Source organism: Ruegeria sp. BG8, from assembly GCF_056538325.1.
Genome location: NZ_JBQFSZ010000001.1, coordinates 231460 through 245883 on the forward strand (window position 1 = coordinate 231460; position 14424 = coordinate 245883).

Genomic DNA, 14424 nt, shown 5'->3' on the forward strand with positions numbered 1-14424 from the left:
GCGGCCTCCCATAAAGATTTAGGGCTCATGCCCAACCGTCATTTGCGATCAGCGCCTTTATCCGGTCCTGATCATATTCCGTTTCGAGGCGCGTCGCTTCTGCCTCGGCTATCTCGGACGGATCGCCCTCGACGGCAAAGGGTTCGGCCTTGCGCCATTCGGCCAGGTAGGCATCGCTGTCCTTGGCATTCACCTTCATGGCTGCACGGTCGATTGCTTGTTCAAACCGTTCTTCCAACTGCCGTTTCGCACCGCGACGGCCTTTGCCGACGATGACTTGAGCGGGAATGTCGCGCCAATAAACAATGGTGACGTCAGGCATCGCCTTTGATTCCTCCTAACCAGATGGGCTGGTTCTAAACATCTATATGGGCAAGCGTCGGTCGATTTTCGACACACGGGGTATTTCAAGCGACCTTTTTGCCGACAATGGAATACCAACCTTGTAACGAACTATGTGCAAACACCCACATCAAAATTCTCATCACTTTAATGAGCGTCTTGCGCGATTCAGGTGCGCGACCTATGGTCGGGGTAACTCGAAAATCGGAGGGCGTTAAAGATGGCGCCCAAGCGTCCCAAAGGTGCGGGCGCGTTCCCGAAGGCGGTCGAAAGCCCCGCGCCGGCAAGGCCCGATCCAGACGCGTTGTATGCGGCACTGGATTTGGGAACAAATAGCTGCCGCATGTTGATTGCCCAACCCAAGGGCAGTGGATTTCATGTGGTCGACAGTTTCTCCAAGTCGGTCCAGTTGGGCGCTGGCTTGGAAAGGACGGGACGTTTGTCTCGGTCTTCGATGGCGCGCACCATTCAGGCTTTGCGCATCTGTCAGCAAAAGCTAAAACGCAACAAAGTCAAACGGATGCGCCTGGTCGCGACCGAGGCTTGTCGGCGTGCCAAAAACTCGCGCGAATTCATCCGCCAGGTCAAACGCGAGACGGGGCTGAACCTGGAAATCATCCAGACTGAGGAAGAGGCGCGCCTTGCCGTCATATCCTGCGCGCCTTTGGTATCGACCAAAACCGAGCAGCTGCTTGTCGTGGACATCGGTGGCGGCTCGACCGAGCTGGTTTGGATAGACATCTCATCCGTTCCGCGTCGTGACCGACCCGCAGCGATCATGCGTCTGCACCATGGATTTCACGCCGCAGAAAGCCCCTTCCCTGCCGCCAAAGTTGTGGACTGGATCAGCGTTCCGCTGGGCGTCGCAACGCTGCGCGACCAGTTCAACGATGTCGAGGACGACTCGGCGCGTTTTGCATTGATGAGCTGGTTTTTCGAGGAAAATCTGGCTGATTTCGCCCCCTACAAGGACGAACAGGCCCGAGAAGGCTTTCAGATCGTTGGCACCAGTGGAACTGTCACGACTGTCGCCGCATCCCATCTGGGGCTCAAACGCTATGACCGGACCAAGGTCGATGGCCTGCGTATGACCAGCGATCAGATTGACAAGGTGATCCGCGGCTACCTCGAGCTTGGCCCACAGGGACGCCGTCGCGATCCGCGCATCGGGGACGACAGACAGGCCCTGATCATGTCGGGTTCGGCTATTTTGCAGGCGCTGTTGCGGTGCTGGCCCACCGATCGTCTTTCCGTCGCAGACCGAGGGCTAAGGGAAGGCCTTCTTTACGCGCAAATGAGCGCGGATGGTGTGTTGGAAGACGGACCATTCTGAGGCCTGGTCCGGCATGCCCCTGACAACCGTTGCCATCGCATACCGGACCTCTACTGCCGCGACCGCGATCTGCGCTCTGGAATCTGCCGGCTTTGATGTTTTCTGCCCCGGGTTTCATGTCGCAAATACCCTGCCGCATTACGCGCTTGGCATTGGTGGCATTGCTATCGCCGTCCCGGACCCTCAGGCAACAGACGCGCTGACATTGCTACATAGTTTTTCTGCGCCACAGACTGACCCGGATACAATTCGCTACAAAGCCCTGAATGGGTTGGGATGGCTGGCCTTTGGTGTTTCTTCCCCTTGGCCCGATCTGTTATTGAAAGATATGCCGCGCCAATGCCTTGATACCGACGAGGTGAACCGCTAAGGGCGCTCCAGCCTTCAGGAGACCGATTTCATGGCCAAAAAACCCAGTGGCAAAAACACCTCTGGCCGCGGGCAGCGCGACCTGAAGGTAAAGGTAAAAACCGCACGTGGTCGCAAGCTTAGCTCTACGCGCTGGCTGGAGCGTCAATTGAACGACCCGTATGTCAAACGCGCACAAGCCGACGGGTATCGCGGGCGCGCTGCCTATAAGATACTGGAGTTGGACGACAAGTTTCGCTTTTTAGTCCCCGGCGCGCGCGTCGTCGACCTTGGTTGTGCACCCGGCGGCTGGCTTCAGGTCGCTGTTAAGCGTGTGAACGCGCTGGGTGAGAAAAGTGGCAAGCGGATCGGAACCGTATTGGGCGTAGACCTGCAAGAGGTTGAACCTGTTGCAGGTGCCGAAGTGCACCAGCTTGATTTCATGGAAGACGATGCCGACGCCAAGGTAAAAGAGTGGCTGGGCGGTAAGGCGGATGTTGTCATGTCCGACATGGCCGCTGCCTCTTCTGGGCACAAGCAAACGGATCACCTGAGGATCATGGCTTTGTGTGAAACAGCAGCCTACTTCGCTTTCGATGTGCTTGAGGAAGGCGGCACATTTGTCGCCAAGGTCCTTGCTGGCGGTGCAGAAGGTGACCTGCAGAAGCTGTTGAAGCAGAAGTTCAACAAGGTTTCGAACGTGAAGCCCCCGGCCTCACGCTCCGACAGTTCCGAAAAGTTCGTGGTCGCGACAGGGTTCCGCGGCTGACTTAATCTTCAAGCGAGATCTGATCACCTGCCAGAACCTGCTCACGAAGGGATGCGGACGCAATTCCCTGCATCAGCAAAGCCTCGCCGTGATTGAGGTATTCGGGTTGGCGGGTCCGCAAATCCTCGATCCGTTGCGACAAGGATAAGGGTCGCTGGAGCTGCGAGGAATGTACCGGTTTGTCGAACATGGGTCACCTTTGAACAAGACGGGCATTGCGCCCTGCCATATGTGTTAAAGGTGAATTTTGCCCTGAAAATGGCTGAAAACAGGCGTTGCCATGCCGTTTCAGCGGCTCAACTGGTCTTGCAACTGCAACAAACCAGGGTGGTCAGGGACCCGCGACAACCCTTGCTGCAACACGTTAAGCGCGGCGCCTGTTCCTTTGTTAAGCTGTACAAGCTGGACCAGGATCGGCCAAGCCTCTGCGCGCTGCGGGTCCAGCAGGACAACCTCGCTAAAGGCACGCTCGGCCGCTTCTGCGTTCCGAAATGTCAGCGCCATCCCCCCCAAAACCATATGGGTTTCCGGAAAGTCGAGGCGGTTGGACAATGCGCCCTGCCACTCGGACATTGCTTGTCCAGACGCCTCTTGTTGTTGCGCGCTCATCGCTTGCGGGGGGATGGTCAGAAACTCTTTGGCGGCCGAAATACGCACGTTTCGCATAGGGTCCGACAATAATGGCGTAAGTCTTTGCACCTGCTCTGGCACCGACGCGAACCGTTGCAAAACAACGGCGTTCGCACGCACAAGCGGGTCCTCATCAGACAAAAGACCGGTGGTTTGCGCGGCGATTTCCGGCGACCCGAACTCCTGCAGCAAATAAGCAGCGGTTGCCCGTACTATTCCTGCCCGATTGGTGTCCATAGCCACGTCCAAAAGCGCCGCCGGATCGGTGGTTGCTCCGGTCAAAAACTGGTTAAAGACAGTTCCGTAGTGCGGCTTCCGTTCCACGGACTCGGGGAACCATTCTTCCAACTGCGCTGCAGCCCATGCCTGCCCTTGATCACGATGGCAATCGGTGCATGCATCTTCGCCCAGTGCCAGATCAGGACGCGGTATGCGAAAACTGTGATCCCGACGACCATCAACCCCCATATAGACACGCTGGATCATGTGGCAGGACTTACACTGCGCGCCCTCGCTGTCTTCGGGATGATGGTGATGCGCAGCTGTGTCGTATTCCTTGGCTGCCAACGTCGGGAACCGTGGGTTTCCCGCAGGCGAATGGCATTGGGTACAGACGCCGTTTCCGTCCGCCCTGAGCGTCGCGCTGTGCGGCTCGTGACAATCCATGCAACCGACGCCTTGCGCGTACATCTTGGATTGCAGAAAAGAGCCATAAACATAAACTTCGTCCAGGATCTGTCCGTCCGGGTGATACAGCCCTGGTCGCAGCACGGCGAGGTTGTAGGCATCGTGGAAAGGCGTTCCCGGTACCGGATTGCCGTCTCCGTGTTCTTCGCGACGTGAATGACAACCGGCGCATTGCTGGATTTCGGCTTCGGTCTGTCCCTGCCCCCATTCCATCGTAAAGCCATATTCGGTCAAGCCGTCAACGACAGACTGACCTTTTGTCCAATCGACATGCGCAGAACCGGGGCCATGACAAGCTTCGCAGCCCACGCCGATTTCAGATTGCAGCGAACTGTACGATCGCGACACAGGATCATATTTCTTTTCAAAGCCAGTCGCATGGCACTCGGCGCAGCGCGCATTCCAGTTTTTATACGGTCCTGTCCAGTGCAATCCGTCATCCGGTGGTAAATCCTGATCCGGATACAAATGAAACCAGCGCTTTTCTTCCGTGTCCCAAACGACGTCAAAGCTTTGCAAACGTCCGGGTTCGGTTTCGAAAAGGTATTGCTGAAGCGGTGCAATTCCTACGACAGAGTGAACACTGTATTCGGTTGTCACCCCGTCCTTTTCTGTCACCTTTGCGCGTAAACCATCATCGTTATTGAAGGTGACGGACATCCCATCATGGTCGAACCGCGTTGAGTCAAAATCAGCCTCAAGACTTCCGCTGTGTGATTGCGTCCAAGCCAAAGCGTGGTGCGATTGCGCCCAAGCTGATGCCTCGGCCTCGTGGCAGTCAGAACATTGATCCGATCCGATATACGAAGGGGTTTGAGCAAACGCCAGAGCAGGCGTGACCAAGCCTAATACGAGCCAAAGCAGCCTCAAAACGAAATCCCACTATCGGTATTTTGTAAATCCATCAACGCGCCGTTGAACTCGGCCCCAAGGATCAGGATAGCTGCGCAGAGATACAGGAAGATCAAAGCCGCCATTGCCCCTGCCAAACCTGCGTATGTTGTGCTGTATGATGCGAATTGACTTATATAAATTGAAAACCCCCAACCGCCTGCAGCCCAAAGCGCAAGGGTCAGGATAACGCCGGGCAAAATTTGCAGTATTGAGTGTCGTCGGGTCGGTAAAATCAAATGGGCAAGCAGCACGGTGCCCGCCGGAACGGCCACCGTGAATGTCCACCTCAGCCGATCTACTGACAGCCACTGGGAAACGTTCACATCCGTTCTTTCCGAGACCAGTTTGGTATAAAACGGCAAGACGACTTCAACGGCCGCAATGGCCAGAATTGTAGCCCCCCCCACGATCACCAATCCAAGGCACAGCAGTCTTGTTTTCCAAAACGGCCAGCTATCGTGGTCATGATAAGCTTGGTTCATAGCCGCCCGCACAGCAACGACGCCATTCGAAGCAAAGAAGATCGCCAACAACCCGCCCAGTGTAATGACGCCCGAGCCTGATTGCTGCAAAACCGCCCGCAATTCGGCGACGATCGGCTCGGCCACATCTCGTGGCCAGGCGCCAAAAATCAATTCGATCAGTTCTTCGGTCACATAGCCTTGTGACAGCGCTCCCGCCAACGCCACCGTGAACAGCACAAAAGGAAACAGCGCCATCATCAAAGACATCGCAACGTGGCTGCTCATCACCAAGCCGTTTTTGGCACCAAAGCGCCCAAGCGCCAACCACAACGCCTGCAATGGTCGCCACAGAGAAGGAATCACACTGGAATTCATGGGGTAAGCCTAACCTGACCGTCGCGATCACAGAACCGTCAAAACCCCACTGGCTGCAAATTAACTTGGTCAAATAGTTGGACGCATTGCATAATTCAGCAGGCTGTGCAGGATCAAGGCACTCAGGCACCGTTTCCGCACCCGTTTTGCGACAGGCTAGTTGATGACCATTGACCCAAACGAAACCGCATCTCGACCCCGGCTGAGGCTGTCGGTCGTACGAGACGCGGCGATTGTCGCAACACTCATTGTGCTTGCCCTCTATGCCGGAGCAGCATTCCTGATCCCGCTGACCATGGCGCTTTTGATAAATGTTCTGATTATGGCGCTGAGCGACCGGGTCATTTCAGTCACCCGCGCCCCTGTTTGGCTGGCAAATATCGCCGGCGTTACAGTCGTTTTGGCCGGATTGTTCATGATCATGTACATCCTCGGCAGTCAGGCGACACAATTTGCCCGGTCGATCAGCACTTACGAAAGCCAATTTGACGGGGCCGTAAACCGGATAACTGGCCTTGTGGGCAATGATGTTACCAACTTTATCCGCGATAACCTGATCAACATTGATATGTCTTATGTGGCGCGCATCATGCTGGGCAGCGCCACGTCGCTGCTCAACCACTTTTTTCTGATCAGCCTGTACGTCGCCTTCCTGATGGCCGAGCGACTGGCCTTTCGAAAGAAAATCCGGCTTGCCGCTGGAAACCCGCAAACCGGGGCTGAGTTCGCAACAGTGATCGAAGCGATCTCATACAGCTTGCAACGTTATGTTGGGGTAAAGACGTTTATCAGCCTGATCACGGCTGGCATCAGCTATTCGGTGTTTCGGCTACTTGGCCTGGAATATGCCGAGACATGGGCGGTTCTTACCTTTGCTTTGAACTTCATCCCTTCGATCGGCTCAATCATCGCCGTGGTGTTTCCTGCGATGATCGCACTTGTGCAGTTTGAAACCATCGGGCCATTTTTGATCATCGTCTTGGGATGCGGAACCATTCAGTTCCTGATTGGCAACTTTGTGGACCCGGCAATGCTGGGCCGATCGCTGAACATGTCGACCTTTTTGGTTATTCTGGCGCTGATGTTCTGGACCACCGTCTGGGGCATGATCGGAGCTTTCCTGAGCGTTCCCCTCACTGTCTGCATCCTGATCGTGTTCAGCCATATCCCTGCACTGCGTCCCATCGCGATATTGATGTCGCTGGACGGCAAATTGGGTGAAGACCAAAGTCCGCGATCTATAAACTAAGAAATGCAGCGCCCCATTTTCATCGGTTCCGAGATTTATCGAAACTCGACCTTTGGCTCAAAGCACCCTCTGGCCATTCCAAGGGTTTCAACGGTTATGGATTTGTGCCGAACGCTTGGCTGGCTGGATGCCGGAAATTTCCGTGTAAGCCCGCGCGCAAAACCCGCTGCACTGCACGCGTTTCATGCCCCAGACTATATAGATGCGTTGCAACAGGCTGAGGCTCAACAGTCTGTCACCGAAGATACACGACAAAAATACGCGCTGGGCACTCTGTCCAACCCGGTATTCGCTGAGATGTACCGGCGCCCCGCGACCTCCGCTGGCGGTTCGATGCTGGCGGCTGAACTTATCCGTGATGGTGGCGTCGTCTACAGCCCGGCAGGTGGTACTCATCATGGCATGCCGGACCGGGCCAATGGGTTTTGTTTCTTAAATGATCCGGTTTTGGCAATCCTTACCCTATTGAATTCAGGGTTAGAGCGGATCGTATATATCGACATCGACGCGCATCATTGTGACGGTGTCGAGGTCGCGTTCCGGGGCTCACAACAAGTCCGGATGGTTTCGATCCACGAAGAACGTCGCTGGCCCTTTACCGGTTTGCTGGGTGATGACGCGGATGGAGCCGCGTTTAACTTGCCGGTTCCGCGTAACTTGAACGATGATGAGTTCTACGCAATTTTGGACGAGTTGATCATACCAGCCACCGAAACCTTTGAGCCGCAAGCGATAGTTCTGCAATGTGGCGCAGATGCAGTAGCCGAAGATCCCCTATCCAGATTGGCTTTATCCAACAACGCGCACTGGTACGCTGTTCGTCAGTTGAAAGACCTGACATCGCGGTTCCTTGTGCTGGGCGGTGGCGGTTATAACCCATGGTCTGTCGCTCGGCTTTGGACCGGTGTCTGGGCCACGCTGAATGGGATTGAGATTCCTGATGCGTTGGGACCGGACGCACAGGCCGTTTTACGCGACCTCACGTGGTACCGAAAAGCCGGAAAAGCACCGCCGGACAATTGGCTGACGACGCTGCGCGACTTTCCCAACCACGGCGAAATCCGACCACGTCTGCGAGAGGATTTGGGTCAATTGAAAGAGCGCATACGACGGTAGATCGATTTTGACAAACCTGCTAACCTTCGGCTAAGCAACAGAAAATCCTCAGCAAGACGTCACTACTTGCCCACTAACACGGTTTGGATCGAAAAATGAATGCACATAATCAGATAGTTGATCTTAAATCGCGAATGGGACAGGCGATTATCGGCCAGACCGATGTGATTGACCGGTTGATCATTGGCTTGCTGGCAAATGGTAACCTTTTGATCGAGGGCTTGCCGGGGCTGGCGAAAACCCGTGCGGTTAAGGCGATGGCACGGAATCTAGATGCCAGCTTTAGCCGTATTCAGTTTACGCCCGATCTGTTGCCGTCTGACGTGACCGGGACTGAGGTCTATCAACAGACAGAATCCGGTGGCAGCTTTCGATTTGAACATGGGCCGATTTTCGCGAACATCGTGCTGGCTGACGAAATCAACCGGGCACCGGCTAAAGTACAAGCTGCTCTGCTCGAAGCGATGGAGGAAAGACAGGTCACTGTTTCGGGCACAACGCACAAAATGGAGCCGCTGTTCATAGTGCTGGCCACCCAGAACCCGATTGAGCAAGAAGGCACCTACCCTCTGCCCGAGGCGCAAATGGACCGGTTCTTGATGCATGTCCAGATCACCTACCCGCCGGTCGAGGATGAAGTCGAGGTCATTCGCCTTGTCCGCGGCGAAGAAATTGCGGCTAACACCTCGACGTCTTCTGAAGCGCCTGCCGCCATACCTCAGGAGGTTGTCTTCACCGCCCGTTCCGAGATTGGGCAAATACACGTCTCGGATGCGATGGACCTGTACATGGCTGACCTTGTCCAAGCGACACGTACGCCCGACAAGCTTGATGAAAACCTCGGTCGTTGGATCGAGATTGGTGCGAGCCCACGCGCCTCGCTGGCGTTAGACAAATGCGGTCGCGCTCATGCCTGGTTAAGTGGGCGGGACTATGTTGATCCAGCAGACATCCGCGCCATCGCGCACGATGTTTTCCGCCACCGCATCACCCTGAGCTTTGAGGCACAGGGGGACGGAAAAACACCTGATGATGTCATCGCCGAAATCCTACGCCTCGTCGCGTTACCTTAAACTTAAGGAACCAGCTGAGTGGCCCAAATCGCCGCATACTCTGATGACCGACGCATCCATGTGGATGCGACACATCTGCTGCGACTAGGGTCCAAATCCAGGGCTATTACCCTTTTACCGCATCAGCCGGCCCGCTCGATCCTAAACGGCCGCCATGCCTCGCGCCTGCGCGGACGCGGATTGAATTTCGAAGAACTTCGCGCGTATTTACCCGGCGACGACATTCGCACGATTGATTGGAAGGTCACAGCGCGCACAGGCGAGCCCCACGTCCGCGTTTACACCGAGGAACGCGACCGTCCTGCGCTTTTACTGGTGGACCAGCGTGTGTCGATGTTCTTTGGAACCAAGGTGTACATGAAATCGGTAATCGCCGCCGAGGCTGCGGCCATTGCCGCCCACCGTGTTCTGGGACAAGGGGACCGGGTTGGCGGTATAGTTTTCGGGGATTCAACCCTTGCCGAACATCGCCCGCAAAGGCGTAACAAAGCCCTGATGCAGTTTTTGACCTCGATAGGTGCGATGAACTGCAGCCTGAATGCCAAGATGCGCACGGCCCCAACAGTGACACTCAACAATGTCCTGCAGCAAGCCGCACGTCTCGCGCATACCAACGGTCTTGTCTGCGTGTTCTCGGATTTCGATGGTCTAAACGAGGATTCTGAGAGGCTATTGAGCCGAATTTCGCGTTCCAACGATCTGATATTATTTAATATATCAGACCCGAGCGCTCAGGCCGTGCCTCAGGGGGCGAAGTTCACCGTGTCAGACGGCGCGCGACAAATCGAAATCGACGGCAATGACCCTCAATTAACAAGCCGCATCGAATCTGCCCTGCACAGCAGACTGTCAAACCTGTCTGTTTGGTCCAAGCGATATGGGTTTCCGATCGTTCCGCTAAACACCGAAGAACCGGCGCTAGATCAACTCTTACGGCTCTTTGGTCACCGCAGGGGACGAACATGAGTGTCGACGTGGAAGGCAAAACCCTTGTCGAGCTTTTGGATATGCTCGAACCCGCTCCGCCGCCTGTACCAATTCCTATGACACCTCAAACGGTAGGGTGGCTTGTGGTATTGGTATTACTATTGGGTGCCCTAGCCGCTGCCTTTGTCTTACTCAGGCGACATCGCAACAGAAATGCCTATCGACATCACGCTCTTAGGCAGATCGAAGAGGCTAATGGCGACGTCGGTAAAATCGCGGAAATCCTGCGCCGCACCGCGCTGGCCGCTTACCCGCGTGCGCGCGTGGCCGGTCTGTATGGCCCGGACTGGGTGAACTTTCTGAACAGCACGTCCAAGGCGTCTTTCAGCGCAGCGGCCGGGCAATCGCTGACAGAAGCACCCTATAAAAAGTCCGTATCCAATACAGAGGTTGTGCAAGCTGCCCAAGTCTGGGTCAGAACCCACCAAGTGCAAGGAATACCCAATTGATTTCCTTTGCTGCACCATGGTCGTTCTTGATGCTGCCCTTACCGGTTTTGATCTACTGGTTGGCACCCCCCTACCGCGAGCAAACTTCCGCAATCAGAATTCCGTTCTTTCGCCATGTCGCGCAAGCCAGCGGGATTGAGCCGCAGTCCGGTTCCATGATCCGGTCGCGATCGGGTTTTGCGACTGCCGTTGTAGTTTTGGTCTGGTGCCTACTGGTAACGGCCCTTGCGCGACCAGAAAGACTGGCGGATCCGATCATCGTGGAAAAATCCGCCCGCGACGTTGTTCTTGCGCTCGATATTTCCGGTTCTATGGATCAAAGGGATTTTGCGGCGACCGATGGCGCTCCGACGCAGCGTTTAGAGGCCGTCAAGGACGTCCTGCGTGACTTCATTGCCGCGCGCGATGGTGATCGGATGGCTCTGATCATTTTTGGAACACGCGCCTTTGTTCAGGCCCCATTTACTGAAGACCTAAACAGCCTGAATGGTTTTCTTGATCAGACGGCTGTTGGGATGGCAGGCGCCAACACCGCGTTGGGCGATGCAATCGGGCTGGGGATACGAACCTTCGACTCCAGCGAGGTGGATCAACGCCTGATGATCGTCCTTAGTGACGGTGCCGATACGTCCAGCCGTATGACGCCCGTCAACGCCGCTGCGGTGGCTGCTGACAAGGGGGTTGTCATAAACACAATTGGCGTCGGAGACCCGAATGCAAGTGGCGAAGACCGTGTCGACCTACAGGCGCTACAGGACATCGCCGCGCGCACAGGCGGGCAGTATTTCTTCGCCAATGATCAGGCCGCACTTGCCCAAATTTACCAGCAGATCGATGCACAAAACCCGCGTGTGGTTGAGACCCAAAGCTATCGCCCCCGCGAGAACCTCGGCCAATACCCGCTTTTGGCAGCCGTGATCCTTGTTCTACTGACCGCCTCGGCACTGCACGTGAACCAGCACCGCAGGAGCGTCCAATGATCGGAACGCTTGCCGAATTTCACTTTATCCGCCCGTCATGGCTGTTGCTGTTGATACCCATTGCCCTTCTTTGGTGGGTCATGAGACCAAAACCAACTAGGCAGTCGGCTTTGCAAGCCGGTATTGCACCGCATCTGGCACAGGCTTTGCAAGTCGGCAGCAATGGCGCGCGCCGGGTCACACCAGCAGATGTCTCGATGTTAGTGGCAGCCCTACTTACGCTGGCAGCCGCTGGCCCAACTTGGTCGCGCGCACCAAATCCATTGCTGGCGGACGCCGCCCCTCTGGTTATCGCCCTCAAAGTCACTGAGAGCATGGAAACCGCGGATTTGGTGCCATCCCGACTTGAACGCGCGAAATTCAAGATAGCGGACCTAATCAATGCGCGCGCAGGTGCTCAAACTGCGTTGATTGCTTACGCCGGAACACCGCATCGCGTGGCACCGTTGACAGAAGATGCGAACATCCTTCAACCTTTGTTAGAAGGCCTGACCCCTGCTGTAATGCCAAAACCCGGGGATGCCGCGGCCGATGCGTTGGCGGTCGGATTGGACGTACTGGAAACCAGCCAAGCACCGGGTTCCATCCTATTCGTTCTGGATGACATAGCCCCGTCAGAAATCGAAGCTATGAACACTAATGCAGCGCAGCTCTTCTTTCTGACGATGCTCCCAAATGGTGCCGAGATCTTACAGTTGAACAAGCTAAGCAATGCAACCGTCGTGCCATTCTCGAACGGCGATCAGGACGTGGATCGACTGGTCCAAAGCATCCAGACAGCTTACGGCAACGCGCTTGATGATGACGAACGAGTTGAATGGCAAGACCGGGGCTGGATACTGGCCTGGCCTGCAGCTTTGCTAACACTGCTGTGGTTCAGGCAAGGTTGGGTGATCCGCTGGCTCTTTCTGGCCGCAATAATCATGTCCCCGGCAGCACCTGCGCGGGCGGATGGTTGGCAGGATTGGTTTCTAACGCCTGATCAACAAGGTCAAATCGCGATGAACCGCAAGCAATACGCACGTGCGGTAGGCTTGTTCCAAGACCCTTATCATCGGGGTTACGCTTTGTTGAAAGCTGGAAAATACCCGGACGCTGCCGCCTTGCTGGCAGAGCTAACAACTCCGGAGGCCGCTTTTGCGGAAGGTATGGCACGCATTCGAAACAGAGAGTACCGCCCAGCGATTACAGCTTTTGAGACCGCATTGGAACGCCGTCCGGGATGGCCAGAGGCCCAGCATAATCTTGAGGTTTCCAAAGCCATTCTGGAGTATGTCGAAGTTACGCGCGAACAATCCGATACTGGCGAAGAAGCTGGGATCGGTGCCGACGACATCGTTTTTGACAACGATGCAGCACGGGGCAACGACACGACAGTGCAGGCCCCACAAGATGGTGCAAAGCCTCTCTCGGCCGATCAGTGGATCAGCGCAATTGACACAGACATGCAGGATTTTCTGAGAAACCGGTTTTTGTTGGAAAATCAGGAGCAAGCGCAATGAGATACGCGGTTTTATTGATCCTGCTCACCTTGCCGAATTGTCTGTTTGCACAGACCGATGCAACGCCGGTCGTCTCGGTCGATGTAGTCGAGGAAACCGTCATCGTTGGACAGCCTGTCATTGTCCGTATCAAGGTTCTTGTACCGACTTACATGCCAAACCCTCCAGTGTTTCCGACACTGGAGCAAGAAGACCTTTTGGTGCGTTTACCTGAACGAGCCTCGGGTCCTGTAAGCGAAGTTCTGGATGGGCAGACATGGTCCGGCGTGCAACGCAGTTACCGCCTCTACCCACTGTCGCCCGGCCTTGTGGAATTTGCACCTCAAACTGTGTCTGTGACTTACGCTGACCCAGAGACAAACGACCCGCTTGAGGCATCCATACCGATACCGGCCATTTCCCTCACGGCCACCATTCCCGATGCCGCGCGCGACCTTGATCCGCTGATCATCGCAACCGGGTTCGAACTGACGCAAGAGATCGAAGGCGCGACTGAATTAACGGCAGGAGATGCCATCACACGTCGACTGACAGCAAGCATTTCGGGAACCAGCCCCATTCTGATACCCCCGCTGCTGCCGGACGCGGGTGATCCTTTGCTACGCGCCTATCCCAAGGAACCACGGTTCTCAGAGTCCGAAGACCGTGGTGTTTTATCCGGCAAACGCGTCGACGAAACGACTTACCTTGCCCAAGCTGGAGGGCAGACATCACTGCCAGAGATTACCGCGCGCTGGTTCAATTTGAACACAAATAGTGTTGAAGAAATTACCATTCCTGCGGTGGATTTACAGCTAACCGGCCCCACGCCGGAGGCATTTCAACCACGCGAAATGCTGAACGCCCTGCCCTATATTGTTCTTTTGGGACTGCTAAGTTTCGCGACATATAAGCTAGTCTTGCCCAGATACAAAAGTTGGCGTTTTGAACGCGCGAACGCCTATCGTGCGTCTCCGGATTATGCGCTGGCGCAGCTTAAAAAAGCACTCTCCGATCACAGTTTGTCCGACACCTATTCGGCGCTGGAAACCTGGAAATCACGCATGGAAAGTTCCACCGATTTGGAGCCGTTTGGAGCCCATCTCGCAAAGATCGGCGCTGCGAAATACGCTGCCAAACCTCCTGAGGCCGAGCCCGACTGGCCCGGTGCGATTGCAGCGCTCGAGAAACTGACAACGCGTCCCCGACGAACGGTTCGGGAGCTTCCCCCGCTCAATCCCTAGAAT

15 protein-coding genes are annotated in these 14424 nt (G+C 55.6%); 11 read left to right on the forward strand and 4 right to left on the reverse strand.

Going from position 1 to position 14424, the window contains the following annotated elements:
- Positions 1-25: 25 nt before the first annotated feature.
- Positions 26-322: a virulence factor gene (locus ACR0DG_RS01210; RefSeq protein WP_480693609.1), complete on the reverse strand. Its 297-nt coding sequence runs from the start codon at positions 320-322 to the stop codon at positions 26-28.
- A gap of 240 nt (positions 323-562) precedes the next feature.
- Between ACR0DG_RS01210 and ACR0DG_RS01215 the strand changes: the two genes are divergently transcribed.
- The 3 genes from ACR0DG_RS01215 to ACR0DG_RS01225 are packed head-to-tail and all read left to right on the forward strand — an operon-like array spanning position 563 to position 2792.
- Positions 563-1675, forward strand: coding sequence for a Ppx/GppA phosphatase family protein (locus tag ACR0DG_RS01215; protein ID WP_480693610.1), 1113 nt, complete (start codon positions 563-565; stop codon positions 1673-1675).
- Between the two features lie 13 nt (positions 1676-1688).
- Complete coding sequence (locus ACR0DG_RS01220; RefSeq protein ID WP_480693611.1) at positions 1689-2045, forward strand: hypothetical protein; 357 nt, start codon at positions 1689-1691, stop codon at positions 2043-2045.
- 30 nt (positions 2046-2075) lie between these two features.
- Positions 2076-2792: an RlmE family RNA methyltransferase gene (locus ACR0DG_RS01225; RefSeq protein ID WP_480693612.1), complete on the forward strand. Its 717-nt coding sequence runs from the start codon at positions 2076-2078 to the stop codon at positions 2790-2792.
- Between the two features lies 1 nt (position 2793).
- On the opposite strand, the gene ACR0DG_RS01230 is transcribed toward ACR0DG_RS01225, so the two are convergent.
- From ACR0DG_RS01230 to ACR0DG_RS01240, 3 genes are all read right to left on the reverse strand, one after another.
- The gene (locus ACR0DG_RS01230) at positions 2794-2982 is read right to left on the reverse strand and encodes a hypothetical protein (protein ID WP_480693613.1); all 189 of its coding nucleotides are present in this window, start codon (positions 2980-2982) and stop codon (positions 2794-2796) included.
- A 98-nt stretch (positions 2983-3080) separates the two neighbouring features.
- Positions 3081-4952 (reverse strand): multiheme c-type cytochrome, encoded by a 1872-nt coding sequence (locus ACR0DG_RS01235; protein ID WP_480707022.1) that lies wholly within the window; start codon positions 4950-4952, stop codon positions 3081-3083.
- 23 nt (positions 4953-4975) lie between these two features.
- Positions 4976-5842, reverse strand: coding sequence for a YihY/virulence factor BrkB family protein (locus tag ACR0DG_RS01240; RefSeq protein ID WP_480693615.1), 867 nt, complete (start codon positions 5840-5842; stop codon positions 4976-4978).
- A gap of 163 nt (positions 5843-6005) precedes the next feature.
- Between ACR0DG_RS01240 and ACR0DG_RS01245 the strand changes: the two genes are divergently transcribed.
- The 8 genes from ACR0DG_RS01245 (at position 6006) to ACR0DG_RS01280 (ending at position 14421) form a co-directional block, all read left to right on the forward strand.
- Complete coding sequence (locus tag ACR0DG_RS01245; RefSeq protein WP_480693616.1) at positions 6006-7091, forward strand: AI-2E family transporter; 1086 nt, start codon at positions 6006-6008, stop codon at positions 7089-7091.
- Between the two features lie 3 nt (positions 7092-7094).
- Positions 7095-8207 (forward strand): acetoin utilization protein AcuC, encoded by a 1113-nt coding sequence (locus ACR0DG_RS01250; RefSeq protein WP_480693617.1) that lies wholly within the window; start codon positions 7095-7097, stop codon positions 8205-8207.
- Positions 8208-8302: 95 nt separating this feature from the next.
- The gene (locus ACR0DG_RS01255) at positions 8303-9280 is read left to right on the forward strand and encodes an AAA family ATPase (protein WP_480693618.1); all 978 of its coding nucleotides are present in this window, start codon (positions 8303-8305) and stop codon (positions 9278-9280) included.
- Between the two features lie 18 nt (positions 9281-9298).
- A complete protein-coding gene (locus ACR0DG_RS01260) occupies positions 9299-10246 on the forward strand; it encodes a DUF58 domain-containing protein (protein ID WP_480693619.1) in 948 nt (315 codons plus the stop codon).
- The gene (locus ACR0DG_RS01265) at positions 10243-10716 is read left to right on the forward strand and encodes a DUF4381 domain-containing protein (protein ID WP_480693620.1); all 474 of its coding nucleotides are present in this window, start codon (positions 10243-10245) and stop codon (positions 10714-10716) included. Before ACR0DG_RS01260 ends, ACR0DG_RS01265 begins: the two co-directional genes overlap by 4 nt.
- Positions 10713-11696: a VWA domain-containing protein gene (locus ACR0DG_RS01270; RefSeq protein WP_480693621.1), complete on the forward strand. Its 984-nt coding sequence runs from the start codon at positions 10713-10715 to the stop codon at positions 11694-11696. The genes ACR0DG_RS01265 and ACR0DG_RS01270 overlap by 4 nt, the downstream gene beginning before the upstream one ends.
- Positions 11693-13198, forward strand: coding sequence for a VWA domain-containing protein (locus tag ACR0DG_RS01275; RefSeq protein ID WP_480693622.1), 1506 nt, complete (start codon positions 11693-11695; stop codon positions 13196-13198). Before ACR0DG_RS01270 ends, ACR0DG_RS01275 begins: the two co-directional genes overlap by 4 nt.
- Positions 13195-14421 carry a hypothetical protein gene (locus tag ACR0DG_RS01280; protein ID WP_480693623.1) on the forward strand — a complete coding sequence of 409 codons (1227 nt, stop codon included), beginning with the start codon at positions 13195-13197 and terminating at the stop codon, positions 14419-14421. Before ACR0DG_RS01275 ends, ACR0DG_RS01280 begins: the two co-directional genes overlap by 4 nt.
- The last annotated feature ends 3 nt before the right edge of the window (positions 14422-14424 follow it).